The organism is Achromobacter sp. 18P8.1.1 (genome assembly GCF_057799415.1).
In genome coordinates this window covers 1-24,682 of sequence record NZ_JBYOKH010000043.1, presented here as the reverse complement: position 1 = coordinate 24,682, position 24,682 = coordinate 1, and the positions used below count along the sequence as shown (strand labels likewise).

Annotated in this window: 20 protein-coding genes; 5 read left to right on the top strand and 15 right to left on the bottom strand. The window is 62.6% G+C overall.

From position 1 onward, the window contains the following. Positions 1-355: 355 nt before the first annotated feature. The 3 genes from aceE to lpdA are packed head-to-tail and all read left to right on the top strand — an operon-like array spanning position 356 to position 6,544. Positions 356-3,064 (top strand): pyruvate dehydrogenase (acetyl-transferring), homodimeric type, encoded by a 2,709-nt coding sequence (gene aceE / locus AC27VE_RS23025; RefSeq protein ID WP_280028601.1) that lies wholly within the window; start codon positions 356-358, stop codon positions 3,062-3,064. 12 nt (positions 3,065-3,076) lie between these two features. Next, positions 3,077-4,750: a dihydrolipoyllysine-residue acetyltransferase gene (gene aceF, locus AC27VE_RS23020; RefSeq protein ID WP_488705083.1), complete on the top strand. Its 1,674-nt coding sequence runs from the start codon at positions 3,077-3,079 to the stop codon at positions 4,748-4,750. A gap of 12 nt (positions 4,751-4,762) precedes the next feature. Continuing rightward, a complete protein-coding gene (gene lpdA / locus AC27VE_RS23015; RefSeq protein ID WP_488705082.1) occupies positions 4,763-6,544 on the top strand; it encodes a dihydrolipoyl dehydrogenase in 1,782 nt (593 codons plus the stop codon). Between the two features lie 138 nt (positions 6,545-6,682). Here the strand turns inward: lpdA and AC27VE_RS23010 are convergent, their stop codons facing one another. The 15 genes from AC27VE_RS23010 to AC27VE_RS22940 form a co-directional block, all read right to left on the bottom strand. Next, entirely contained in the window at positions 6,683-6,874 is a 192-nt protein-coding gene (locus tag AC27VE_RS23010; RefSeq protein WP_488705081.1) for a putative motility protein, read from the bottom strand. A 142-nt stretch (positions 6,875-7,016) separates the two neighbouring features. Then, entirely contained in the window at positions 7,017-7,850 is an 834-nt protein-coding gene (locus AC27VE_RS23005; protein WP_488705080.1) for a hypothetical protein, read from the bottom strand. 128 nt (positions 7,851-7,978) lie between these two features. Next, positions 7,979-8,755 carry a TylF/MycF/NovP-related O-methyltransferase gene (locus AC27VE_RS23000; protein ID WP_488705079.1) on the bottom strand — a complete coding sequence of 259 codons (777 nt, stop codon included), beginning with the start codon at positions 8,753-8,755 and terminating at the stop codon, positions 7,979-7,981. Further along, positions 8,752-9,564 carry a phytanoyl-CoA dioxygenase family protein gene (locus AC27VE_RS22995; RefSeq protein WP_488705078.1) on the bottom strand — a complete coding sequence of 271 codons (813 nt, stop codon included), beginning with the start codon at positions 9,562-9,564 and terminating at the stop codon, positions 8,752-8,754. Before AC27VE_RS22995 ends, AC27VE_RS23000 begins: the two co-directional genes overlap by 4 nt. 36 nt (positions 9,565-9,600) lie before the next feature. Continuing rightward, positions 9,601-10,101 carry an acyltransferase gene (locus tag AC27VE_RS22990; RefSeq protein ID WP_488705077.1) on the bottom strand — a complete coding sequence of 167 codons (501 nt, stop codon included), beginning with the start codon at positions 10,099-10,101 and terminating at the stop codon, positions 9,601-9,603. Between the two features lie 21 nt (positions 10,102-10,122). Beyond that, positions 10,123-10,878, bottom strand: coding sequence for a cephalosporin hydroxylase family protein (locus AC27VE_RS22985; protein ID WP_488705076.1), 756 nt, complete (start codon positions 10,876-10,878; stop codon positions 10,123-10,125). After that, positions 10,879-11,703: an NAD-dependent epimerase/dehydratase family protein gene (locus tag AC27VE_RS22980; RefSeq protein WP_488705075.1), complete on the bottom strand. Its 825-nt coding sequence runs from the start codon at positions 11,701-11,703 to the stop codon at positions 10,879-10,881. Continuing rightward, a complete protein-coding gene (locus AC27VE_RS22975) occupies positions 11,700-12,944 on the bottom strand; it encodes a methyltransferase domain-containing protein (protein WP_488705074.1) in 1,245 nt (414 codons plus the stop codon). The genes AC27VE_RS22980 and AC27VE_RS22975 overlap by 4 nt, the downstream gene beginning before the upstream one ends. Then, complete coding sequence (gene rfbC, locus AC27VE_RS22970; protein ID WP_488705073.1) at positions 12,941-13,498, bottom strand: dTDP-4-dehydrorhamnose 3,5-epimerase; 558 nt, start codon at positions 13,496-13,498, stop codon at positions 12,941-12,943. Before rfbC ends, AC27VE_RS22975 begins: the two co-directional genes overlap by 4 nt. Beyond that, positions 13,495-14,565, bottom strand: a complete 1,071-nt coding sequence (gene rfbG, locus AC27VE_RS22965) for a CDP-glucose 4,6-dehydratase (RefSeq protein ID WP_488705072.1) — start codon at positions 14,563-14,565, stop codon at positions 13,495-13,497. Before rfbG ends, rfbC begins: the two co-directional genes overlap by 4 nt. Continuing rightward, positions 14,550-15,320, bottom strand: a complete 771-nt coding sequence (rfbF, locus tag AC27VE_RS22960) for a glucose-1-phosphate cytidylyltransferase (RefSeq protein WP_488705071.1) — start codon at positions 15,318-15,320, stop codon at positions 14,550-14,552. Before rfbF ends, rfbG begins: the two co-directional genes overlap by 16 nt. Next, the gene (locus AC27VE_RS22955; RefSeq protein ID WP_488705070.1) at positions 15,317-18,724 is read right to left on the bottom strand and encodes an O-linked N-acetylglucosamine transferase family protein; all 3,408 of its coding nucleotides are present in this window, start codon (positions 18,722-18,724) and stop codon (positions 15,317-15,319) included. The genes rfbF and AC27VE_RS22955 overlap by 4 nt, the downstream gene beginning before the upstream one ends. A 261-nt stretch (positions 18,725-18,985) precedes the next feature. Next, a complete protein-coding gene (locus AC27VE_RS22950) occupies positions 18,986-20,668 on the bottom strand; it encodes a flagellin N-terminal helical domain-containing protein (protein ID WP_488705069.1) in 1,683 nt (560 codons plus the stop codon). A 227-nt stretch (positions 20,669-20,895) separates the two neighbouring features. Beyond that, a complete protein-coding gene (locus AC27VE_RS22945; RefSeq protein WP_488705068.1) occupies positions 20,896-22,500 on the bottom strand; it encodes a methyltransferase regulatory domain-containing protein in 1,605 nt (534 codons plus the stop codon). 156 nt (positions 22,501-22,656) lie between these two features. Continuing rightward, positions 22,657-23,412, bottom strand: a complete 756-nt coding sequence (locus AC27VE_RS22940) for an RNA polymerase sigma factor FliA (RefSeq protein ID WP_488705067.1) — start codon at positions 23,410-23,412, stop codon at positions 22,657-22,659. A gap of 428 nt (positions 23,413-23,840) precedes the next feature. Here AC27VE_RS22940 and flhD point away from each other — a divergent pair, with 428 nt between their 5' ends. Both flhD and flhC read left to right on the top strand, forming a co-directional pair. Then, positions 23,841-24,164, top strand: coding sequence for a flagellar transcriptional regulator FlhD (flhD, locus tag AC27VE_RS22935; RefSeq protein ID WP_006219025.1), 324 nt, complete (start codon positions 23,841-23,843; stop codon positions 24,162-24,164). 33 nt (positions 24,165-24,197) lie between these two features. Continuing rightward, positions 24,198-24,682 (top strand): flagellar transcriptional regulator FlhC (flhC, locus tag AC27VE_RS22930; protein ID WP_488705066.1); only part of this gene is annotated, 485 nt, incomplete at its 3' end.

The window sequence follows — 24,682 nt, the reverse complement described above, 5'->3', positions numbered from 1 at the left end:
AGGCATAAAAATTACCCTCACATGGCGCTCGCTGCGCGCTTTTGCTGCCCCGGGCGGGCATATTTTGCCTTGGCGCGGCCTGGGCGCGAAAATCGGCTTGCAGTCAGGATACATTCAGCTTGTGGTCAACATTTCGCATTATGAAATGCCGTACCGCAACATGAAATTTTCCTTGCGAGCGGTTAATCTTCTTTCTTAGAATGCCGGCTGATAGGGAACCGACCCAAAGCAGGTCTCTAGAAAAACACCCCGACCCATGCCTGACATGGTAGCCCGGATGATCCCGGCTACCATGCAGAGTCCGCGAGTAGATAAGCGGGTGTGGTCACGAACGAACCCCAACAGGAGACACACGATGTCCTCTTTCGCCCAGGCTGGCGCCCCGCAGGCTGCCAACGACGAAGACACCCTTGAAACCCAGGAGTGGCTCGAAGCCCTGGCGGCAGTCCTTGATCGCGAAGGGCCGCAGCGCGCGCACTACCTGCTGGAACGCCTGATCGACGAAGCCCGTCGCTCCGGCGCCCACATCCCGTTCTCGCCGAATACCGCTTACGTCAACACGATTCCCCCGGGCCTGGAGCCCGCGCATCCGGGCAACCTGGAGCTGGAATCGCGTATCCGTTCGTACGTGCGCTGGAACGCCATGGCCATGGTCGTCAAGGCCAACAAGCACAATCCGCCGGACGGCGGCGACCTGGGCGGCCACATCGCGTCGTTCGCCTCGCTGGCCACCATGATCGGCTGCGGCCAGAACCATTTCTGGCACGCTGAAGACGAAAACCACGGCGGCGACCTGGTCTACTTCCAGGGCCACACCTCGCCCGGCATGTACGGCCGCGCCTACCTTGAAGGCCGCCTGACCGAAGACCAGCTGAACCACTTCCGCCAGGAAGTGGACGGCAAGGGCCTGTCGTCCTATCCCCACCCGAAGCTGATGCCGGATTTCTGGCAGTTCCCGACGGTGTCGATGGGCCTGGGCCCGCTGATGGCCATTTACCAGGCCCGCTTCCTGAAGTACCTGCACGCCCGCGGCATCGCCGACACCAGCAACCGCAAGGTCTGGGTGTTCTGCGGCGACGGCGAAATGGACGAACCCGAATCGCTGGGCGCCATCGCCCTGGCGGCCCGTGAAAAGCTCGACAACCTGATCTTCGTGGTGAACTGCAACCTGCAGCGCCTGGACGGTCCGGTGCGCGGCAACGGCAAGATCATCCAGGAACTGGAAGGCGACTTCCGCGGTTCGGGCTGGAACGTGATCAAGCTGATCTGGGGCGGCTACTGGGATCCGCTGCTTGCGCACGACAAGGAAGGCATCCTGCGCAAGATCATGGAAGACACCGTCGACGGCGAGTACCAGGCGTACAAGGCCAACGACGGCAAGTTCGTTCGCGAACACTTCTTCGGCAAGCACCCCAAGCTGCTGGAAGCCGTGTCGCGCATGAGCGACGAGGACATCTGGCGCCTGAACCGTGGCGGCCATGACCCCCACAAGGTGTACGCCGCGTTCGACGCCGCGACCAGCCACACCGGTCAACCCACCGTCATCCTGGCCAAGACCATCAAGGGTTACGGGATGGGCCACGTGGGCCAGGCCAAGAACCCGACTCACCAGCAAAAGAAGCTGGAACTGGAATCGATCCGCGAATTCCGCGACCGTTTCGGCATCCCGATCCCCGACGACCAACTGGCGGACCTGCCGTACTTCAAGCCGGCCGAAGATTCGCCGGAAATGAAGTACCTGCACGAGCGCCGCGCCGAGCTGGGCGGCTACCTGCCGCGCCGTCGCGCCCGCGCTGACGAGCAACTCAAGGCGCCTGCGCTGGATGCCTTCAAGGCCGTGCTCGAGCCCACCGCCGAAGGCCGCGAGATCTCGACCACCCAAGCCTTTGTGCGCATCCTGAACCAGGTGCTGCGCGACAAGGAACTGGGCCCGCGCGTCGTGCCTATCCTGGCCGACGAATCGCGCACGTTCGGCATGGAAGGCCTGTTCCGCCAGATCGGTATCTACGCGCCGGAAGGCCAGAAGTACACCCCGGTCGATAAGGACCAGGTGATGTACTACAAGGAAGCGGCCGACGGCCAGCTTCTGCAGGAAGGCATCAACGAAGCGGGCGCGATGAGCTCGTGGATTGCGGCGGCCACGTCGTACTCCTCGAACAACCGCATCATGATCCCGTTCTTCATCTACTACTCGATGTTCGGGTTCCAGCGCATCGGCGACCTGGCTTGGGCAGCGGGCGACATGCAGGCGCGCGGCTTCCTCCTGGGCGGCACCGCCGGCCGCACGACGCTGAACGGCGAAGGCCTGCAGCACGAAGACGGCCATAGTCACATCCTGGCGTCCACCATCCCGAACTGCGTGTCCTACGACCCGACGTTCGGCCATGAGTTGGCCGTGATCATCCAGCATGGCTTGAAGCGCATGGTGGAAGACCAGGAAAACGTCTATTACTACCTGACGGTGATGAACGAAAACTACCCGCAGCCCGGTCTGACCCAGGGCGACGAGGAAGGCATCATCAAGGGCATGTACAAGCTGAAGTCGCACGGCAAGGGCAAGAACCGCGTGCAACTGATGGGTTCGGGCACGATCCTGCGCGAAGTCATGGCTGCGCAAGAACTGCTGGAAGCCGACTGGGGCGTGGCCTCGGATCTGTGGAGCGTCACCAGCTTCACCGAACTGCGCCGCAACGGCCTGGACGCCGAACGCCACAACATGCTGCACCCCGACGAGAAGAAGCCGCAAGTCGCTTACGTCACGGAACAGCTGGCCAAGACGGAAGGCCCGATCATCGCGTCGACCGACTACATGAAGCTCTTCGCCGACCAGATCCGTCCGTTCGTGCCCAAGGGCCGCGAGTACAAGGTGCTGGGCACCGATGGTTTCGGTCGCTCGGATTTCCGCTCGAAGCTGCGCGAGCACTTCGAAGTGGACCGCCACTTCGTCGTCGTCGCCGCGCTGCGCGCGTTGGCCGACGAGGGCAAGGTGCCGGTTGCCAAGGTGGCCGAAGCCATCAAGAAGTACGGCATCAATCCGAACAAAGCCAACCCGCAATACGCCTGAGGGTAAAGAGACATGAGCAACATCGTGCAAATCAAGGTTCCCGACATCGGCGACTTCAAGGAAGTGGAAGTCATTGAAGTGCTGGTGGCGGTGGGCGACACGATCAAGGCCGAACAGAGCCTGATTACCGTCGAATCCGACAAGGCCTCGATGGAGATCCCCGCGTCGCAAGGCGGCGTGGTGAAGTCCATCACCGTCAAGGTCGGCGACAAGGTCGCCGAAGGCGCGGTCGTGCTGGAAGTGGAAGCGGCTGACGCCGCTGCCGAGGCGCCCAAGGCGGATGCCAAGGAAGCGCCCAAGGCCGAGGCCAAGGAAGCGCCGAAGCAAGCCGCCGCTGCCGCGCCCGCCGCCCGTGCCGAAGCCGCCGCGCCGGCTGCCGCCAGCGGCCCGATCGAGATCGAAGTGCCTGACATCGGCGACTTCAAGGAAGTGGAAGTCATCGAAATCATGGTCGCGGTCGGCGACACGATCAAGGCCGAGCAAAGCCTGATCACCGTCGAGTCTGACAAGGCCTCGATGGAGATCCCGTCTTCGCAAGGCGGCGTGGTCAAGGAAGTGAAGGTCAAGGTCGGCGACAAGGTCGCCAAGGGCTCGGTCGTGGTCGTGGTGGAAGGCGCTGCCGCCGCGGCGGCTCCGGCCGCCAAGACCGAAGCTGCGGCTGCCGCGCCGGCGGCCAAGGCAGAAGCCAAGGCCGAGGCCCCGGCTGCTGCTGCGCCGGCGTCGCGCCCGGCGCCCGCCGCCGCGCTGGAAGATCCCAACCTGAAGCCCGGCCAACTGCCGCACGCCTCGCCGTCGGTGCGCAAGTTCGCCCGCGAACTGGGCGTGAACCTGAGCAAGGTCAAGGGTTCGGGTCCGAAGGAACGCATTACCGCTGAAGACGTGCGCGGTTTCGTCAAGCAGGCGCTGGCCGCCGGTCCGGTTGCCGCCGCAAGCGGTTCGGGCGATGGCGCGGCCCTTGGCCTGCTGCCGTGGCCGAAGGTCGACTTCACCAAGTTCGGCCCGATCGAAGCCAAGCCGTTGTCGCGCATCAAGAAGATTTCCGGCGCGAACCTGCATCGCAACTGGGTCATGATCCCGCACGTCACCAACAACGACGAAGCGGACATCACCGACCTGGAGGCGCTGCGCGTCACGCTGAACAAGGAAAACGAGAAGTCGGGCGTGAAGGTCACGATGCTGGCCTTCCTGATCAAGGCCGTGGTTGCGGCCTTGAAGAAATTCCCCGAGTTCAACGCCTCGCTGGATGGCGACAACCTGGTGCTCAAGCAGTACTACCACATCGGTTTCGCTGCCGATACGCCCAACGGGCTGGTGGTGCCGGTGATCCGCGATGCCGACAAGAAGGGCATCCTGCAGATCGCGCAGGAAATGACCGAACTGTCCAAGAAGGCCCGCGACGGCAAGATCTCGCCTGCTGAAATGCAGGGCGGTTGCTTCTCGATCTCGTCCTTGGGCGGCATCGGTGGCACCTCGTTCACGCCGATCATCAACGCGCCTGAAGTGGCCATCCTGGGCGTGTCGCGTTCGTCGCACAAGCCCGTCTGGGACGGCAAGCAGTTCGTGCCGCGCCTGATCGTGCCGCTGTCGCTGTCGTACGACCACCGCGTCATCGACGGCGCCTCCGCTGCCCGCTTCAACGCCTATCTGGGCGCCTTGCTGGCCGATTTCCGCCGCATCGCGCTGTAAACGGGGAGCCCTATGAGCAATACCGTTCAAATCAAAGTGCCGGACATCGGTGACTTCAAGGAAGTGGAAGTCATCGAAGTGCTGGTCGCCGTGGGCGACACGATCAAGGCCGAACAAAGCCTGATCACCGTCGAATCCGACAAGGCCTCGATGGAAATCCCCGCGTCGCAAGGCGGCGTGGTGAAGTCCATCGCGGTGAAGGTCGGCGACAAGGTCGCTGAGGGCGCGGTCGTGCTGGAAGTGGAAGCGGGCGGCGAATCTGCCGCGGCGCCCGCCAAGGAAGCGCCCAAGGCTGCCGAGGCCCCCAAGCAAGCCGCTGCCGCACCGGCGCCGGCCGCCAAGGCCGCTGCACCCGCTGCCGCCACCTTCAAGGGTTCGGCCGACGGTGAATACGACATGCTAGTGCTGGGCGCGGGCCCTGGCGGCTACTCCGCCGCCTTCCGCGCTGCCGACCTCGGCCTGTCCGTGGTGCTGGTCGAACGCTACGAAACGCTGGGCGGCGTCTGCCTGAACGTGGGCTGCATTCCGTCCAAGGCGTTGCTGCACAACGCCGCGGTCATCGATGAAGCCCGCGAGCTGGCTGCCCATGGCATCAGCTTCGGCGAACCCAAGATCGACCTGGACAAGCTGCGCGGCTACAAGGACAGCGTGGTTGCCAAGCTGACCGGCGGTCTGGCCGGCATGGCGAAGGCGCGCAAGGTCACCGTGGTGCACGGCGTGGGCGAATTCGCCGATGCCAACCACCTGACCGTGAAGGCGGCCGACGGCAAGAGCCAGACGCTGCGCTTCAAGCAGGCCATCATCGCCGCCGGCAGCCAGTCGGTGAAGCTGCCGTTCATGCCCACCGACGACCGCGTCGTCGACTCCACCGGCGCCTTGCTGCTGCGTGAAGTGCCCAAGAAGATGCTGATCGTCGGCGGTGGCATCATCGGCCTGGAAATGGGCACGGTGTACTCGACGCTGGGCGCCCGCCTGGACGTCGTGGAAATGCTGGACGGCCTGATGCAGGGCGCCGACCGCGACTTGGTCAAGGTATGGCAGAAGAAGAACGCCTACCGCTTCGACAACATCATGTTGAAGACCAAGACCGTGGGCGCGGAAGCCAAGAAGGACGGCATCTACGTCACCTTCGAAGGCGAGGGCGCACCCAAAGAGCCGCAGCGCTACGACCTGGTTCTGCAGGCCGTTGGCCGCAGCCCGAACGGCAAGAAGATCGGCGCCGACCGCGCGGGTATCGCCGTGACCGACCGCGGATTCATCGAGGTCGATCGCCAGATGCGCACCAACGTGCCGCACATCTACGCCATTGGCGACATCGTCGGCCAGCCGATGCTGGCGCACAAGGCGGTGCATGAAGGCCACGTGGCGGCGGAAGCCGCGGCCGGCCAGAAGTCGTTCTTCGACGCGCGCGTCATCCCGTCGGTGGCCTACACCGATCCGGAAGTGGCATGGGTCGGCCTGACCGAAGACGAAGCCAAGAAGCAAGGCATCAAGATCGAGAAGGGCGTGTTCCCGTGGGCGGCTTCCGGCCGCGCCATCGCCAATGGCCGCGACGAGGGCTTCACCAAGCTGATTTTCGACGCGGAAACGCATCGCATCCTGGGCGGCAGCATCGTGGGTACCCACGCTGGCGACCTGATCAGCGAACTGGCCTTGGCCGTGGAAATGGGCGCGGATGTCGTCGACATCGCCAAGACCATCCACCCGCACCCCACGCTGGGTGAATCGGTGGGCATGGCGGCCGAAGTGGCCGAAGGCGTCTGCACCGACTTGCCACCGATGAAGAAGAAGTAATGCGCGGTGGGGCGGCTTGCCGCCTCACTCGAGCCATGCCACGGCAAAACAAAAAGCGCCGACCCTGTTCAGGGTCCGGCGCTTTTTTATTGGTGGGCCCCGCGTGAAGGCGGCGCCGTTGGAATCAGTGCGTGCGCGTCAGGCGTGGGTATTGATACGCGAACCCAGGGTGCTGTCGATCGCCATCGGGGCGACTGACTGCATCAACGTCGCGACCGTATCGGCCTGCGCATTCAGCGCCTTCTTCAGCACGGTAGCCTGCACTTCCTGAACCACATTCGCGTCCTTCAAAGCCAGCGCGGTGTTGACGGTGTTGTTGATGGAATCCATGGTGACAGGGTCCTTAAAAGGAAGGCAGGGCGCGAGCCCGAAGTGTTCGCATTATTGCGTACATTTTCAGTTTGATGCAAAGGATTGTCGTGTCATCACATGGCCGGCGTGTGACACGCTGGCATAGGTTGCCGTCGATGGCTTAGGGCCGTACTGGACATTCCTTCACGACGCCCCAGCCATGGTTTGCCTCGCAATACCGGTCACGGGCAGACCAGGCGCAATTGGGGCGATCAAAGAATCCCAATGTGGCGCATTGCGCTAACTCGGCTTGTAGCGCCTTGACCCACGCCAACGGGTCCTGCGCCTGGATTTCGGTGATACGCAGGGTCGATTGAGGGCCGCTTGCCGCAGGCGGCGGGGTATCGGCGGTGTGGGAAGACGGCGGGGGGGATGGGGTTTTCGGGCGCGAGGCGGGCGGTTCGATAGTCGATGCGGCGGGTTCACCCGTCGCAGCCGATGTCGACGCCTCCGGCGCAGCCGAAGCAGGAGGCGCCAGCGAGTCGGCTTCCCATTCGCTGGGAGGCTCGTCGGTGGGCAATGCAGGCGGGGGCATCAGCGGCACGCGAACCGGACTGGCCGCAGTGGCGCCGGTAATCCCATTGTTCGGGGCATTCCACGACACGACCAGCAATACGAGGGCACCGTAAATGGCCAGCGTGTAAAGCACCGTCAACGTCGCCGACCCTACGCGCCGCCCCGTGATCGGCGACGCGTCCTCGTGGCCCAGCAAGTGGCGCCAGCCAACCAGCGCCGCACCCGGCGCCGAAATCAACCACCAACACAAACGCCGCAACCTGCCAGGTTGCGGCGCAGGCGGTGGCAAGGTGGCGTGCACCTGGGCCGCCAACAATTCGCGCAATGCGCGGTTCTCTTCACGCAGACGCAAGGTTTGCGCATCGACCGGCGCCTGGTCGTCGGGATCCGAATTGCCGTCGTGCTGCGTAGCGAATGGATCGGGGGGCGTGGCGGTCATGGTCTGAAAAATATAGATACAAAAGCGTGCGGCGGCAATTATGACGTAAGCAGAGAGGGCCTCAAAAGGGGAATAGAACGGGAAAAGGGCGGCTTGGCTGAGCTTCGCCGGCAGGCAGCCGGCGTGGCCTACTCAAGGATGGCGTAGCTGACGTGGGGTTCGTACGTAAACCGTTGAATCCGCAGCTTGTTCAGCCCCAGCTTTTCCATGACGGCCAGCGTCTCGCCCGGCCAGGTTCGGTTATTCAATTCGTCAAAGACAATGACGGCGCCTTTCGGCATGCGCGGCACGAAGTGTTCCAGACAGATCTTGGTCGGCTCATACAAGTCCAGGTCCAGGTGTAACAGCGATACGACCGTCTGCGGTTCGCGCGCCAGATAACGCGGCACACTTTCCGCCACATCTCCCTTCACTAGCTCGACCTTCTGGATGTGCCCGATGAACCGATTTGCGTCAAACAGTTCGATCGCGTGCTGCAGGTCGTTGAAGCTGTCTGCTTCATACCCGTTGACGCGGCGCTCCGTTGTTTGGATGACGGCGTGCTGGTCCTGCTCGGAAATGCCCGAAAAACCCGAAAATGTGTCGAAGCCGACGATGCGCCGTTGCAGGTTGACGGGTTCAAGCGTGGCGCTCAGCTGCGCAAACGTCATCAGGCCGCCGCCCCAGTTCACGCCGCATTCCATGATGTCGCCCTGCACATGCAGCGCCATTTTGAAAAGTTCGGACAAGCACAGAAAGCGCGCGATGCTTTGGCGCGGAACGAAACAGGGAAAATTCTCGAGCTTCTCAACAGCGCTGCCACGTGCGGCGGCAAACAGATCGCCCAGCTCGGCGCGATAATTCACTTCGCGGCTTGTGCTGCGGCCGTCCTGGCGAAAGCGGGAGGGGTCGGTGGTGTCGTTCATGAGGCTGCGTTCTCGGATTCTTGCTCGCGGCGTTGCAGGGCGTTGTGGCCCAGGTAGTCCACGTAAAAGATGTTGGTGCGGTCGCCAGTGGGAAAGCGCTGGCGGCGGTACTCCGCATCGGCCAGGTCGGTGATGCGTAGTTGTGTGGTCCAGCGGATCTGCTGACCCAGGTTGGGCGTGCTGCGGTGCAGAAGCATCTGCTTGAAGATGACGATGTCACCGCGCGCAGCGGTAATCGTCTCTGGCGTCTCGGTGACGTCGACGTCCAGGCTCAGATCGCGTTGCAAGAACGGTACATAGGGCGCAATCACTTTGTCGCTGATGCGCTTGAAGGGGTAGAGGCCGCGCTTGTGGCTGCCAGGGATGACCTGGATCGTGCCAGAGCCCAGGTTGACGTCCTGGAACGGAATCCACAACGTGACGGCGTTTTCCGACCCCAGCAGGTAGAGCGAATCCTGATGCCAGGCGAACAGGTGACGCGAGTCTGCCGGCTTGTCCAGGCGCATGTTGCAGCACCCCATCAATGAGGGATGCGCCAGGCCCAGCTCGCGGCACAGGTCATGCACGGCCGGGCTGCCCGACATCCGCGATAGCGCGGGCAGGTACTTCAGGCGGTCATACAGCAATGATTGTGTCGCTGGCTCCAGCGCGTATTGGCCAAAGTCGTGCGGGTTGAACTGCGGTCCGACGATGCGCTGGCCCAGCTCGGTCAGCTGGGCTTCCAGCTCGATGAGTTCGCCATGCTTCCAGAAGTCCTTCAGGACGAGGTAGCCGTCTTCTTCAAAGCGTTCGCGCTGTGCGGTGCTCATGATGTTCCTACTGTTGTCTCGTTGCGGCAGGCGTCTTCAGGCGCCCGTTTCTTCACGCCAGCCCAGCACCTTCATCGGATTGCCGCCCTGTATCGAAAACGCCGCCACCTCGCCGCGCACGATGGTGCCTGCGGCAATCACGCAGCCTTCGCGCAGGATGGCGCCGTCCAGCAGCACGCAGTTGGCGCCGATCCAGACGTCATCCTCGATGACGATGCCGCCCTTGCTTGGCCGGAATCCTTGTTCACGAATCGGCACATCGCGGCGGCGGAACTCATGATTGGCGGGGGCGAACGTGCAGTTCGCGGCTACCGCCACGCGCGCGCCCATGCGAATGCCGTGGCCCGTATACAGCACGCAGCCGGAATTGATCACGCATTCCGGGCCGATCTCGACATCGCCTGAGCCGCCGGCGGGCTTGATCTTCACGAAGGCATCCACGACCGCCTTGGGGCCGATCACAATGCGCGTGCCGCGCGTGGAGTCTTCGATGTCGGCCAGGGGCGACACGCGTGCGGTGGAATCGATCTGGATCATGGTGGCGGCTCGATCCGGGTATCAGGCCTTGCGGCGCAGGAAACCGTCCGGCGCGGACGTAACCAGCAGGCGGTCTTCCACCGAGCGGTCGATTTCGAACTCGGGGTGTTGCTTGATCCATTCCCAGACGGCGGTCTTGGGGTTGTTGCCTTTGCCCCAGTGGCGGCCCGGCCAAGGGGTGTCGGCGGGCATGTCTTCGACGAAGGTGTCGAAGACCACGCAATAGCTACCCACGCTGACCAGGTCGGCATAGGCGTTCAATTCGGCCAGCACGTGCTCGTGCGTGTGGTTGGAGTCCAGGCAAACCAGGATGTTCTTCTTGCCCTCGGCATGCGCGCGCACTTGCGCGATCGTGGCCGGATCAATGCTGGATCCTTCAATCAGGTGAATGCGCTTTGCCAGTGGATGCGCCTCAATCGCCTTGCGGTTGTGATCGCGGATTTCGATGTCGACGCCAACGACTTCGCCCGCACCCAGCAGTTCAAGCATCGAGGCGGACAGCATCAGCGAACCGCCGTGCGCAATGCCCGTCTCGATGATCAGGTCAGGCTTCACGGCCCAGATCAGCTCCTGCATGGCCATGGCGTCCATGGGCAGCTGGATCAGCGGCCGGCCTGCCCACGAGAAGTTGTTCATGTACTTGCGTTGCAGCGCCATCTGGCGCCACGCATTGGAGAGCTCGCGGAACTCCTGGTCGCTGGCGAAGCCGGCGATGCGAGCTTCCTTTTCCTGGCGGTACTCGGGGTGGGCGTCGGGCGTGGTTTCAAGGTAGGACATTCAGATTCCTTTGTGCAGGCGGTACTGCTCTAGAAAATTCGGGAAATAATCGGAAAAGGCTCGGGGGCGCAGGCCGCACAGGGCTTGCGTGCGGCTCACATCGACGTCGGCAAACGCCCATTCAGGCGCATCGGCGGCAACTGTCGTGCGGTAGCCCAGCCTGGTTTGAATCCAGCGGGCAATATCGCCGTTGGTCACCCCTTTGCCGTGGGCGACGTTAAAGATGCCCGGGGCGCCCGAGCGCGCAATGGCCAGAATCTGTGACACCGCGTCGTCGATATACAGATAATCCTTACGCGACGACAGCGCCGTGCGCAGCGTGATGGCGCCGTCGCGCGCGCCTTCTTCCAGCAATTGGTCGATGAAGCTGTCAGGCGTGTCGCGCAGGCCTACGATGTTTGATAGCCGTGCGACGTTTGTTCCGGCCCGGCCGCCGTGCAGACATAGCGACTCGCCCATCAGCTTGGACAGGTTGTAGAGGTCGCTCGGGTCGTTCGGGTTCACGGCAAGCGTTGCGCCTTCGTGCGTGTCGGAGGCGCCCGCGTAGACACGCGTGCTGGACAGATACGTCAGGCTGTCAAACTCTGCATCGGCCAGCAGGGTGCGCAACACACAGACGTGCGCCTCTACGGTCTCCAGTGGACGGCTCCGGAAATCCGACGTCAGGCCGATCGCGTAAATGACATGGCCCAACGGGCGCTGCAGCAGGCCGGGGTCGTGGCGCGGCGGGGCATCGCACGGCACGCCATCGGCACGCAAGCGTGCAAACAGGTGACGGCCGATAAAGCCCGTTGCGCCCAGGACGGTGACCGGCCGGGTGTTCATGCTTGCGGGCTGCTTTCAATGGACAGCGACGGAATCGCGGTGACGAGCTTGGCGTGCCACTCGCGACGCGCATAGTCCAGTTGCTCGGAAACCTCGGCCTTCAGGTTCCAGGGCAGGATCAGGATGTATTCGGGCTGGTCTTCGCGCAGCCGGGCTTCCGCCACGATTGGGATATGGCTGCCAGGCAGATACTTGTCCTGCTTGGCAGGGTTCAGGTCCACCACATAGGGCAGCAGGTCGGGGCGTACGCCGGCAAAGTTCAGCAGGGTGTTGCCCTTGGCCGCCGCGCCGTACGCGGCAATACGCTTGCCGCCGCGGCGCAGCTCGACCAGAAAAGCCATCAGGTCGTTCTTGACCCGTTCTGCCTGCTGCTGGAAGCGGGAGTAGAAGTCGGAGCCATCCATGCCGGCCTGTTGCTCCAGCGCCAGCGTGCGGGATACTTCGGCGGTCTGCGCATGATTGCCCGTGTCGGCGCGCTGCGCAAAGACCCGCAGGCTGCCGCCATGCGTGCTCAGGTGCTCCACATCAAACACCGACAATCCATTGGACTTGAAGACGCGCAAGACCGCGGTCAGCGATAAATACGAATAGTGCTCGTGATAGGCCGTATCGAACTGGCTTTCCTGCACCATGCGCAGCAGGTGTGGGAATTCAAACGTGGCCACGCCCTGCGGCTTGAGCAGTGCCGTGAAGCCGGACACGAAGTCATTGATGTCCGGCACGTGGGCCAGCACGTTATTCGCGGCGATGAGATCCGCTGCGCGGCCCTGTTCGGCCAGTTCGTCTCCCAGCGCCACGCCGAAGAACCGCTGCACGATGTCAATACCGCGATCGCGCGCGGCTTGCGCCGTGCTGGCGGTGGGTTCGACGCCGTAACACGGCACGCCCGCGGCCTTCACATACTGAAGCAGGTAGCCGTCGTTGGCGGCAATTTCAGTCACCATGCTGTCGGCACCCAGCCCGAAACGGCTGATCATCGTATCGACGTATCGGCGCGAATGGGCCAGCCACGACGACGAGAACGAGCTGAAGTAGGCGTAGTCGTCGGTGAAGAGCGCTTCGCGGCCGGCGTGGTCTTCCGTCTGGACGAGCCAGCACGATTCACACACCAGGATGCGTAGCGGGAACCAGGTTTCGGGTCCGCGCAGGTCGACTTCTGTCAGGTAGGCGTTGGACGGGGGCGCGTGGCCGAGGTCCAGGAAGGGAAGGCGCAGTTCGGCCTGGCAATGGCGGCACTTCACAGTGCGACTCCAGAAAAAGTGGTGTCCAGGCGGGGGTGCTGCTGATCGCGTTCGGACACCAGGGTAAAGGGCAACGGCCAGCTGACGCCCAGGCGGGCATCCTGGAAATGCAGGCCGGCCTCGGCCTGCGGGGAATATGGGGCGGAATGGCAATAGAGCATTTCCGCGTCGTCGGTCAGCGTCTGAAAGCCATGGGCGAAGCCTTCGGGAATCAGCAGGGCGCGGCCGTTGTCGGCGCTCAAACGCTCGGCATGCCATTGCAAGAACGTGGGCGATCCCGCGCGCAAGTCCACCGCTACGTCCCAAACCGCGCCGCGAATGCAATTGACGAGCTTCATCTCGGCGTAGGGCGCAAGCTGATAGTGCATGCCCCGGATCGTGCCGGCCTGCGCGGTATAAGTGTGGTTGACCTGCTCAATGGCGCGTTCCCAGCCGCAGGCATGCAAGTCTTCCGCGTCGAACAGCCGCGCCAGAAAGCCACGCGCATCGCCGCGAGGATGACGCTGCACGACTTTCAAACCGGCAAGCGGCGTGTCGATGACAGCCAGGCTCATGGCCGCGCCTCGTACTGATCGATGTCGGCGTGGCATAACGCCAGAGAGTCTTCGCCTGCATCAAAGCGGCGATACCAATCCATGCTGCGGGTGACGGCCTGGTCCAGTTGCCAGCGCGGAGCGACGTTCAAAACCGCGCGCGCTTTCGAGGTGTCCAGCGTCAACAGGCCCGCTTCATGCGGGCCGTCGATCTGGTCAGCGTAGACGGTGCGGCCGCGTCCGTAGGCGGCTTGCGCCACGTCCACCACGGTGCGAACCGAGGCTGCTTGCGCAGCATCCGGACCAAAGTTGTAAGGGCCGGCAAGCGCGGGCTGGTCCCATAGCGCCTGCGCCAGCTTCAGATAGCCTGCCAAGGGTTCAAGCACGTGCTGCCAGGGGCGCACGGAATCCGGGCGGCGGATGTGCAGTTCGCCGTTGTTGCGCCACGCGCGCACGGCGTCCGGCAGCAATCGGTCCACTGACCAGTCGCCTCCGCCAATGACGTTGCCGGCGCGTGCCGTCGCAATCGCGACGCCTTGCGCCTGCAGGAACGCATCGCGGTACGACGCGATGACCAGTTCGCTGGCCGCCTTGCTGGCGCTGTAGGGGTCGTGACCGCCCAGCGTATCGCTTTCGCGATACGGATGCGCCCATTCGTTGTTGCGGTAGACCTTGTCCGTCGTGATCATGACGGCCACCTTCGCGCAAGGCGTGGCCCGAAGGGCGTCCAGCACGTGCGCCGTTCCCATGATGTTGGTCGCGAAGGTGTCGACCGGCTGCGCATAGCTGGGTCGCACCAGCGCTTGGGCGGCCAGATGCAGCACGACATCAGGCTGGGCGGCCAGGACGAGGTCGCGTAGCGCGCCCGCGTCGCGGATGTCAGCATAGCGGCTGTCGATCAGGCTGCCCACGCGCGCAGCCTGGTACAGACTGGGCGTGGTGTTGGGGGGTAGGGCGACGCCCGTCACCTGCGCGCCCAGGCGGTGCAGCCACAGCGCCAGCCAGCTTCCCTTGAAGCCAGTGTGGCCGGTCAGCAAAACACGCTTGCCGCGCCAGAAACCGGGGGCGGGGCTTACCAGACTTTCCATGGCGCCTTGCCCGTGCTCCACAGCGATTCCAGCAAATTCTTTTCGCGCAGCGTGTCCATGGGCTGCCAGAAGCCCAGATGTTCGAACGCATGCAGCTCGCCGTCGCGGCTGAGCGTTTCCAGCGGGCCGGCTTCCCACGTGGTGTCGTCGTCGGCAATCAGCGACAGCACACTGGGCGAGAGCACGAAGAAGCCGCCGTTGATCAGGCCGCCGTCGCCGCGCGGCTTTTCGGTAAAGCCCGTCACGCGGTCGCCGTCGCGGCGCAGCGCGCCGTAGCGTCCGGGCGGTTGCACGGCGGTCACGGTTGCGGCCTTGCCATGCTTGCGGTGAAAGGCAATCAACGCCCCGATATCGATGTCAGCCACGCCGTCGCCATAGGTGAAGCAAAACGCATCGTCCTCCTTCACGTAGTCCGCCACGCGTTTTAAGCGCCCGCCGGTCATGGTCGTTTCACCGGTGTCCACCAGCGTCACGCGCCACGGTTCGGCCTTGCGCTGGTGCACTTCCATGCGGTTGTCAGCCATGTCGAAGGTCACGTCGGACATGTGCAGGAAGTAATTGGCGAAGTACTCCTTGATCATGTAGCCCTTGTAGCCGCAGCAGATCACGAAGTCGTTCACGCCGTGGGCGGAATACGTCTTCATGATGTGCCACAGGATGGGCCGCCCGCCGATTTCGATCATCGGCTTGGGTCGCGTGTGGGTTTCTTCAGAGATCCGGGTGCCCAGACCCCCGGCGAGGATGATGGCTTTCATGCTTGGGATTCGCACCAGGTGTTGAACATGCCACGTAGCGCGGCTTCGAATTTGCGGGCGAATGCGGGTTCGTCCATCAAGGGACTTGCCTGCATGTCGCTGCGCAGGTTGGCGCGGATGCGCGCCAGGGCGGGCAGGTCGCGGGCAAGGGCGACAACCTTCTGCACGTATTCTTCTTCAGTTTGGGCGATCCATTCCGGGTGGCCGATGCCGTGCAAGACGGAACTGCCAATGCGGCCCACACTGGGGCGGTCGGCAAGCGTCACGTAGGGGACGCCCATGTACAACGTTTCCACCAGCGTCACACCCGAGTTGTGCGGGAAGCAATCCAGGCCGATGTCCATGCTGCGCAGCACGTCCCAGGGGGGGCTGTGGCAGCCGATCATGAGCCGGCTGCGGTCAATGCCTTGCGCTTGAAAGCGGGCGATCAGCTGTTCGCGCATCGGACCGTCGCGGTAGCTGTTGCTGTCTACCATCAGGCGGCCTTCGGGCAGGCGGCGCAAGATCTCGGACCAGACACTGACGGTGCGGTCGTTCATCCGGATGGCGCGGGTCAGCGTGCCCAGCGTGACGTAGCCGTTGGCTAGTGCGGGTAGCGCACCGTAGTCGCCCATTGCTGGGTTCGGGCGGTAGATGAAATTGCTGTCTTCCAGGCGCCAGGGTTTCTCTGAAAACAGGTGTTCGCTGCCTTCCGGCACCATGACACTATCCGACATGATGTAGTCGATCGCCGACAAGCCGGTGCTGTAGCCAAACCCCAGCCACGTCAACGAGACGGGGGCCGGTTTGCGAGCGAAAGCGCCCAGGCGGTTGCCAGCGGTGTGGCCGGCCACGTCGATCAGGATGTCGATGCCATCGGCGCGTATGCGTTCGGCCAATTGGGCATCTGTCAGCGTGGTGGTGGGAACCCAGTGGTCGAAATAGGTCTTGAGGCGCTGGGTGGTCTGGTCTTCGGTCGTCAGTTCGGCATAGGCTGTCAACTCGAAATTGGACCGGTCATGGTGTTGAAACAGCGGCTCGATGAAATAGTTGCCCGAGTGTTGACGGAAGTCGGGCGATACGTAACCCACCTTCAGCTTTCTGGGCAGTTGGCGCGAATTCTTGTGCGGCCTCCAGCTGGCACGATGCGTGGCGAATAAGTCGGTATCGCAGTCGCGATATGCCTGGAAGACCTCTTCGGCGCTGCGCTCGTCCGAATAGTTCAATGCAAACAACAGGTTATTGCGCGGGGTGGGCTCGGTGGGGAACACGGCAACCGCTTCGCGCGCAGCAAGCTCCGCCTTCGCGACATCACCGGCATCGATATAGGTCTTGCACAGGTTGATGCGGGACTTGCGATGCGCTGGTTCCAGGGCGATGGCGAGCAGGTTGCTGGCTTCGGCTTCCTTGTAGCGCCGTTCGGTCGTCAGGGCGTCGGCCAGTGCGGAATGGGTTTCGGCACTGAGCGGCGCCAGTTCGACTGCTCGGCGGCTGGCGCCGATGGCTTCGGACGTGCGCCCCAATTGCGTCATGATCGCAGCCAGCAGCACGTAGCTTTGCGGGTCGGCCGGCCCCAGTTCCAGGGTCGTCAGTGCAGGCAGCAGAGCCTCTTGCACGCGTGCGGTGCTGAAAAGAGCAATGGTCAACGCTTCCCATGCATCCCAGAACTTGGGGGCGCTCTTCGTCAGGCGGCGCGCGATTTGTTCTGCTTCCTGGAAGGCCTTCTTCGTCATCAGCTCGTGCAGGCGAATGGCCTGGGCGGCGATGGCCTGTCCCGGATTAGGCTGGTGCCCGCTGGCGGCAAGAATGCGCGCGTTCAGGCTCAGGCATGCCAGGGCGCTGATGTACAGGCCTAGCAGCGGCATATTGCCGTGCGCGGCGGTCATCGCGTCGCGTAGCATCGTTGCCCACGCGCGCGTACTGCCTTGAACGAGCGCATAACGCTTGAGCAACGCCAGGGTTTCTGCCACATCCGATGGGTCTGCGGGCGAGCCTCCCGTGTCCGGCACATGGGGCAAGCGGCCAGCGGCGAGGTTGCGGATGATGGCAGACTGCGCAGCCGACGGCACCAGCTTGACGGGCTCATGCCAGAGGTTGAAGCGCGGCAGGGCCGGCGCCGTGTCATCGGCAATCAGAAAGGGGATCGGCCGCAACGGGGCGTCGCCTTCGCGTTCGTAAGGGCCGGCGTCCAGGCTGTAGTGCAGCAGATCGTTTTCCATCAGCGTCTGCAAGACACGGTCCAATACCTTGCGCCCGGCGGCGTCGTCGATCTGGTTCTTGTTCAGCAGGACGGCCAGCAGCGTCGGGTAGGGCAGCGTCGCCGGCCACGCATGGTTGAGCATGTCCGTGACCGTCACCACGTCGGCATCCTGGGTGACCAGGGCTCGGCCAAGATGGTTCACATAAGTGGCGCCGCTCTCTTGTCCGTTGGCAGCCAGGCGGATCAGCCCGCAGGCAAAGCGCAGGTCCCGCATGCGGTTCAGGTCAGGCTTGCCCGCCACATTGGTTGCGCGCGCTTGCGCTACCCACAGGCTCTGACGGAAGGCGCGGCCGGTGGCGAAATCCAGATATTGCTGGCGTACGGTGGCGGGCTGGCCCATGGCCAGCAGGCTGTGATTCAGCGATACGCCTTGGCCGAAGTTCAACGCGATTTCGCTCAGCGGCTGGGTGTCGCCCACGTAGGCCAGTCCGGCCTCGGTGGCGCGCCCGGCCAGTTCGACAAAGTAACTGGGGTTGCAGCCCAGCAACTGAAGTCCGCCCTCGTGATCTCCTTGCGCGGCATGCAGGTCACGCTCGAATTGCGCCACGATGCCGGGCAATGCCGCCAGTTGAGGGTTCGCCGCCGCCAAGCCTTCCTTAAACAGGGTCAGGGCGGCCAATGCGCTTTGGCGCAGTTCGGCGTTAGTCTGCGCGGCGTGGCCATGCAGCATGATGGCGTCGCGCACCACGTCCAGCGCCTTGGCGCCTGGGTATACGTGGCTGTCCAGATAGAGAATGCCCTGGGGCGTCAACAGGGCGGCGCAGGCTTGCAGCAGGGCCTGCGCGGCGTCGGCGGGCAGGTAGCTGTAGACGCCGGTGACGATGATGTAGTCGAACAGCCCCAACTGTGAACCCACGTCGGTCGCTTGACCGACATAGAGCGTCAGGTTGGATACGCCAAGCCGGCCCGCCGCCTCGGTGCCCTGGCTGATCAAGGTTTCCGAAGGATCAAGCCCGATTGCCTGCCCGTCAGGATAGGCCAGCGCGAACGGCAGCAGTGCCTCGCCTGCACCGCAGCCAATGGCCAGCACCCGTGCACGTTCCAGCGGCCGGGTTTCGACCCCGTATAAGTGCGCGGTGGCGCGCACTCTGGCGGGAGAATGGCTGGGCGACAGCCGGCCCGGATCTGCAATGGCTTGTCGTTGGGTGAAGGCCGGATAGGACATGTGGGGTTAGGGCTGGTCGAAGCTAGGGGATCTGATCCCGGAATTCTACGAATGGCGGCCGGGACTCATTCGGAGAATCAGCGTCGGAATATCCCGCCACTTTAGACAAAGCTCGCCGGCCGCGGCGGCCGGGTGTGGACGAAAAAAAACCCGCCGAGAGGCGGGTTTTCGGGGTGGCCAGGGCGGGTGCGAAGGCCCCGTCCTGGCTGCCAGCCAGAGGAAACCGAAGTTTCCTCTGCCGACCGTTGCCGTTGCCGAGAATTAACGCAGCAGCGACAGAACGGTTTGCGGCACTTGGTTGGCTTGCGCCAGAACCGAGGTACCAGCTTGTTGCAGGATCTGAGCCTTGGACATGTTCGACACTTCCGTGGCGTAGTCGGCGTCTTGAATACGCGAACGAGCGTTGGACAGGTTGTTGACGACGTTGTTCAGGTTGGCGATCGTCGATTCCAGACGGTTCTGCACAGCACCCAGTTCGCCGGTCAGCTTGTCCAGCTTCGTGAAGGCGGCATCCAGCGTCTTCAGCGGATCGGTGGTCAGCGTACCCTTGCTGGTGTCTTCCGTGGTCAGCTTGCCCGAGCTGTTGACCTTGGCTTCAGCACCGATCTTGGCGGTGTAGTCACCCGTGCCCGTGCCGCTCTTGACCGTAGCCTTGCCCGTGTTCGGGTCAACGGTGTAGGTCGTGTCGTACGTCTTGGTCGTGGTGAACGTGCCCTTGTCATCAACGTACGTGTCGGTCGACGCGCCGCTGGTGAAGGTGACGTTGGCGCTGGTGATGCCTTGACCCAGCTTGACGACCACGCCGCCGGCGGTAGCGTTGGCCTTGACGTTGGCCAGCAGCGCATCGGTAGCGATGGTGTTGGTGAACGACAGAGCGTTGGCGGTGCCGGTGCTGGAGTACGTCTTGCCACCGATCGAAACCGACGACGAACCAGCGGCGCCGGTGTTGGCGGCGGCGGTCAGCACGGTGTTCAGCGTGGCAGCGGTAGCCGAGGCGTTGTTGGTGGTCAGGTTGCCAGCGGCATCCAGGAAGGCGTCTTGGCCGCCGATGGTGACCTTGCCCGTAGCGTCGACTTGGAATTCAGTCTGGCCGCCGTTGTTGTGGGTGTAGGTCGCGGTCGTCGTGCCGGTGGCCGGACGCAGCGAGTTTGCCAGCGTGGTGATGGCGCCAGCGTTCGAAGCCGACTTGTCGGTGAACGTGAAGTTCTTGTTGGCCGAGTCGTACGTGTAGGTCGTAGCGCCGGTGCCCGTGCCAACGGTAACGGTGTTGCCGTTTTCCAGCTTGGCGAAGGTTTGGTCAGCCGTTGCAGCAGCGTGCGTCGTGGTGACGGTCCAGTCGTTGCCGACGGCGGTGCCGCCAGCGGCTTGCAGGTCGGACACGGTGGCCGAACGGTTCTGGGTCACGCCCGAGCCGTTGACGTTGAAGCCGTCCAGACCCAGCGTCTTGACGCTGATTTCCGACAGGTTCAGGGTGATCGTTTCGCCGTCGTTGGCGCCAACTTGCAGCGTCAGCGGCTTGGCGTTGGAGGACAGAACCTTCACGCCGTTGAAGTCGGTTTGTTGCGAGATGCGGTCGATGTCCGACAGACGTTGGTTGATTTCGTCTTGCATCGAGTTCAGCTGCTCTTGCGAGTAGCTGCCGTTACCGGCTTGCACCGACAGTTCGCGAACGCGCTGCAGGTGGGTGTTGATTTCGGAGGCGGCGCCTTCCGTCGTTTGAGCCAGCGAGATGCCGTCGTTGGCGTTACGAGCGGCTTGGGTCAGACCCTTGACGTTCGCGGTGAAGCGGTTGGCAATGGCCATACCGGCGGCGTCGTCCTTGGCGCTGTTGATGCGCAGGCCCGACGACAGGCGTTCGATGGCGGTACCCAGGGACGATTGCGACTTGTTCAGGTTGTTCTGAGCAACGAGCGACAAGTAGTTGGTGTTAATGACTGCAGCCATGTTTAGGCTCCCAAGAGAGAAAGGCTTCTTCAAACCGGGCAGCGGGGCCGCCCATCGTGTTAACGGGAGAATTCGCTTTCTTGCGTCTTCGAATTGCTCCGTTGCCAGGATTACGGCAGTCGCAAATCAATCTTTAGGCTTTTTTTTCGGCAATCGTAAATATGTTGAGGTTTTTGATGCTTTCCGGGGCTGGCGAGTCCACGCGCCAGTCCCGGCGGCCAAATGTATCAGTTCAGCAGCAGCCCGGCGCGGCGCAATTCAGCCAGCAGGGCGTTCAAAAATTCCTGCGCGACCGGCTCCAGATTGCGGGCGCCCTTATAGGTTTGTCCGTTGGGATGGGCGAGACGGCCTGAGGTCAGCGCGTCACGCACTTGCGTACGCAGGTCGGTCACGGAGTGGGTGCCGTCCATTTGCAGGGTGATGAATTGGCTCAAGGCATCGGCCGGAGGGGTCACGGGCTGATGCCAAAAGTTATACATACCCACCTGGCTCGGCTGTCGGGTAACTTCACGAAGCAATGGGAGGGCGCCGGGGATCAACGCGGGTTTGCTGTCAGGCGCCACATAGGCCGACGGCTCCATGCGGAAGTGGACTGCACTGGATTGCACCAGAGTGATCAGGTTCATATAGACGGCGTTGCACAAATCTTCTCGCGCTGCGTCCGGGTTGTGGTGCTGTGCAATGCCAAGAATGGCGTCAAAGGGCAGGGCGCGCGGCCAGGCCTGGTTCAGCGCGTCGATCATCCCGACCATGGCCGGGTCCTTGCTGCTCAGGGTCGCGCCATTGGGTGTAATGTAGTGACGATGCTCTGCGGATGCGCCCGTCGTCGCGGCGGCGGCGTCAAGCCTCGCAGAGAAGTGCATCGCTTTGAAGGCGCTGCCTTCCGGCTGGGCCAGCATCTGGCCCGCGCGATCCGCGTGCACCAGCAGGCTCTTGCGAAACGAGCGTCCCACAGCGAAATCCAGATATTGCTCGCGCATTTCACGGTTGCTATTGGCTGACAGGCCATTCAGGCCCAGCGCGACCTTGGCGCCGTAAGTCGACGCGAAGGTCAAATGCGGCTCGGCGTCCGTGACATAGGCCAGGCCGGCCTGTTGCGCGGCGGCGGCAAATTCCAGGAAGTAGCAAGGCGTATTGATTGCTTCCAGGTATTCGTGCAAGACGTAATGGTCGGACTGGCCGCGCAGCTTGCTTGCAACATTTTGCAGTGCAGCGTGCAGCGGGTTGTTGTGCCAGAGGCCGTTTTCGATGAGATCCAGCATCTCCTTGGCGCTGGCAAGTTTTTCCTGTGCCGTTTGGGCGCCAAAACTGTTCAGGATCATCGCGTCGCGTACCACGTCGGCAGCTTTCCATCCCGGGTAGGTGTTGTAACTGATATAGGCAATCCCCTCCGGAGCCAGGTTTTCCCGGCAGATGCGGAATATCGCGTCGCGCACTTCGGGGGGGACCCAGCTGAAAACGCCGTGGCAAATGATGTAGTCGAACATCCCGAACTCCGGCGTGATGTCGGTCAGGCTCATCGCGCGCAAGTCGAGATTGCGCGCGCCGACTTTCTCGGCGATCTGCTGGCCTGCCTCGATCTGTTGAGGCGCCAGATCAATGCCCACCACCTGCGCGCCCGGATAGGCCATCGCAAAGGGCAACAGGTTTCCGCCGGCGGCACCCCCCAGTTCCAGCACGCGGGCGTTGTCGAGTGCTGGCGTGGCCAATCCGTAAAGGCTGGCCACTGCTCGCAAGTTGCCTGGCGACGTATAGGCGAACGCGTTCGAAATGTACGGGGTTTCGTCGTAGGCGTCAGAAATTGCCTGCGTCAAATGATCGGCTGCGGTCATGACTGAATTCCAGGGATAGGCGGGGTGTGCTGCTTGCGTGGGCGATCGCGCACACACTAAGCGTCGATTCGAGAGGCTAGCAGCCCGGCATGGCGGCCGATGGGCGGAATAGCGTCGGATTTTTGGGGGATTTTCGAACGGCCCAAGGGCTCGAGCTCAAATAATCTGCGCGATCTGCCCCTCCTGGGGCAGCGCATGCCAGGCCTGGTCCTTCAGCTTGGCGCGGATTCTTGCCGTTGCCTGCGACCGCAGCTGGCACACCCGCGCCTCGGTCACATTCATGATGGCGCCGATTTCCTTCAGATTCAGCCCTTGTTCGTAACAGAGCGACAGCAGCAATTTTTCGCGGTCGGGGAGGGAGTCGATGGCGTGAATCAGGGCTTGTCGGAAGTCTCCGGCCAAGAGGGAGTCCAGCGGATTGCCCCCCGCGGAGCCGTGGTTCAGCGTGGCTGCCCAGTCGGATTGGCCACTAGCCGAGTCGTTTTCCGTCGTGAAATCTTCGTAATGCACGATCTGGACGCCTTGCGCGTCGTGCAGGAGCGTCTGGTAATCCTCGATCCGCATATCCAGCTGTTGCGCGATTTCAGCCTCTGACGGGGCGCGCATCAGCCGTTGTTCCAGTTGCTGGATGGCTTGTTCGATCTTGCGCGCCTTGGCGCGGACGCTGCGCGGCAGCCAGTCCTGGCCGCGGAGTTCGTCCAGCATCGCGCCACGAATGCGGGTCGTGGCGTAGGTCTCGAATTGGGCGTCTGCCGTTTCCTGATAGCGCCTTACGGCGTCAAGCAGGCCGATCATGCCGGCCTGTATCAAGTCGTCGAGCTCAACGCTGGCGGGTAGCCGGGCGAGCAATTGCAGGGCCAGCTTCCGCACTAGCGGGGCATATTCGACCAAGCTGTCATCTGCGTGGGGCATTGCGGGAATGTCAGGCGGTGTCCATCGTGACGCATTGTCTGACGTTGTCAATTTGCGACATTGTCGACAAACGCGCGGCTGCGCTAAAGCTACAAATTAAGTGATCGGCAAGGTGTCATTGTCGGGACTGCACAACATTTCATTCCTCGAAGTACGCAATGTTTTGAATGCTTATTTGCCAAATTGACGTAAATTCCCGTCGAACATCTATGTCAAGGTGTATCTATTTTCGTAAGTTGCGCAATATCAACAAAGATTTGTCATATAAGTCATAGAAAATGACATCACCTGTGGTAAATTTTACTTAAATTGCGAACAAATGATACATTTCGCATTAAAACAGGATGCAGCAAGCCGTCAGGCAATTCAAATTGTCGGCGCTTTTAGTTATCGAGCCCCTTGGGTGGGATAGGGATAGGGAGTAGGGCGTGCAACAAGTCGAAAATTCATTGCTGGCAGATATTCGCGAAGTGAATCTGTCATATCTGTTACTTGCGCAACGTATGTTGCGTGATGACTATGCCGCATCGATGTTCCGTCTGGGGTTCAGCAACGAAGTTGCCGACATCCTGATGCGTCTGTCGCCGGCCCAACTGGTGAAACTGGCTAGCTCCAGCTCGCTCCTCTGCCGATTCCGTTTTGACGATTACAGCCTGTTGTCCGCGCTGACCCATGACGTTCTGGGTGGTGCGCTGCAGCAAGCGCATGCAACCATCCTGCTGGCCAAGCAACCTGTAGAAGAACTGGCCTGACGGCCGTTCGAAACCCAATCGGACTCTCGCGCAATGGCCTCGAAAAGCGTTTCTCAGGAAGCGGACGACATCCTGCTAGCCAGCTCCATGATCACTCTGGGAGCGCGGCTTCAGGTGCTGGAGGCTGAAACCAGCCTCAGCCACGACCGTCTGGCACGCTTGTATCGCGAAATCCGCGGCTGCTCGCCACCCAAGGGCATGCTGCCTTTTTCGGTCGATTGGTTCATGACCTGGCTGCCGAATATCCATTCGTCGCTGTTCTACAACGTGTATTCGTTCCTGAACTCGCGCACCAGCAGCAAGGGTATACGTGCCACCATCGACGCATACCGCCTGTATCTGGAGAACGCGGGGCTGGATGCCGCGGAAAGTGCGGAGCCCGTCCTGAGCTTCACGCGCGCCTGGATGCTGGTGCGCTTCTTCGACAGCGGCATGTTGCAACTGTCCGCCTGCCGCCAGTGCGGCGGCCATTTCATTGCCCACGCCCACGATCCGCAATCGGATTTCGTATGCGCGAT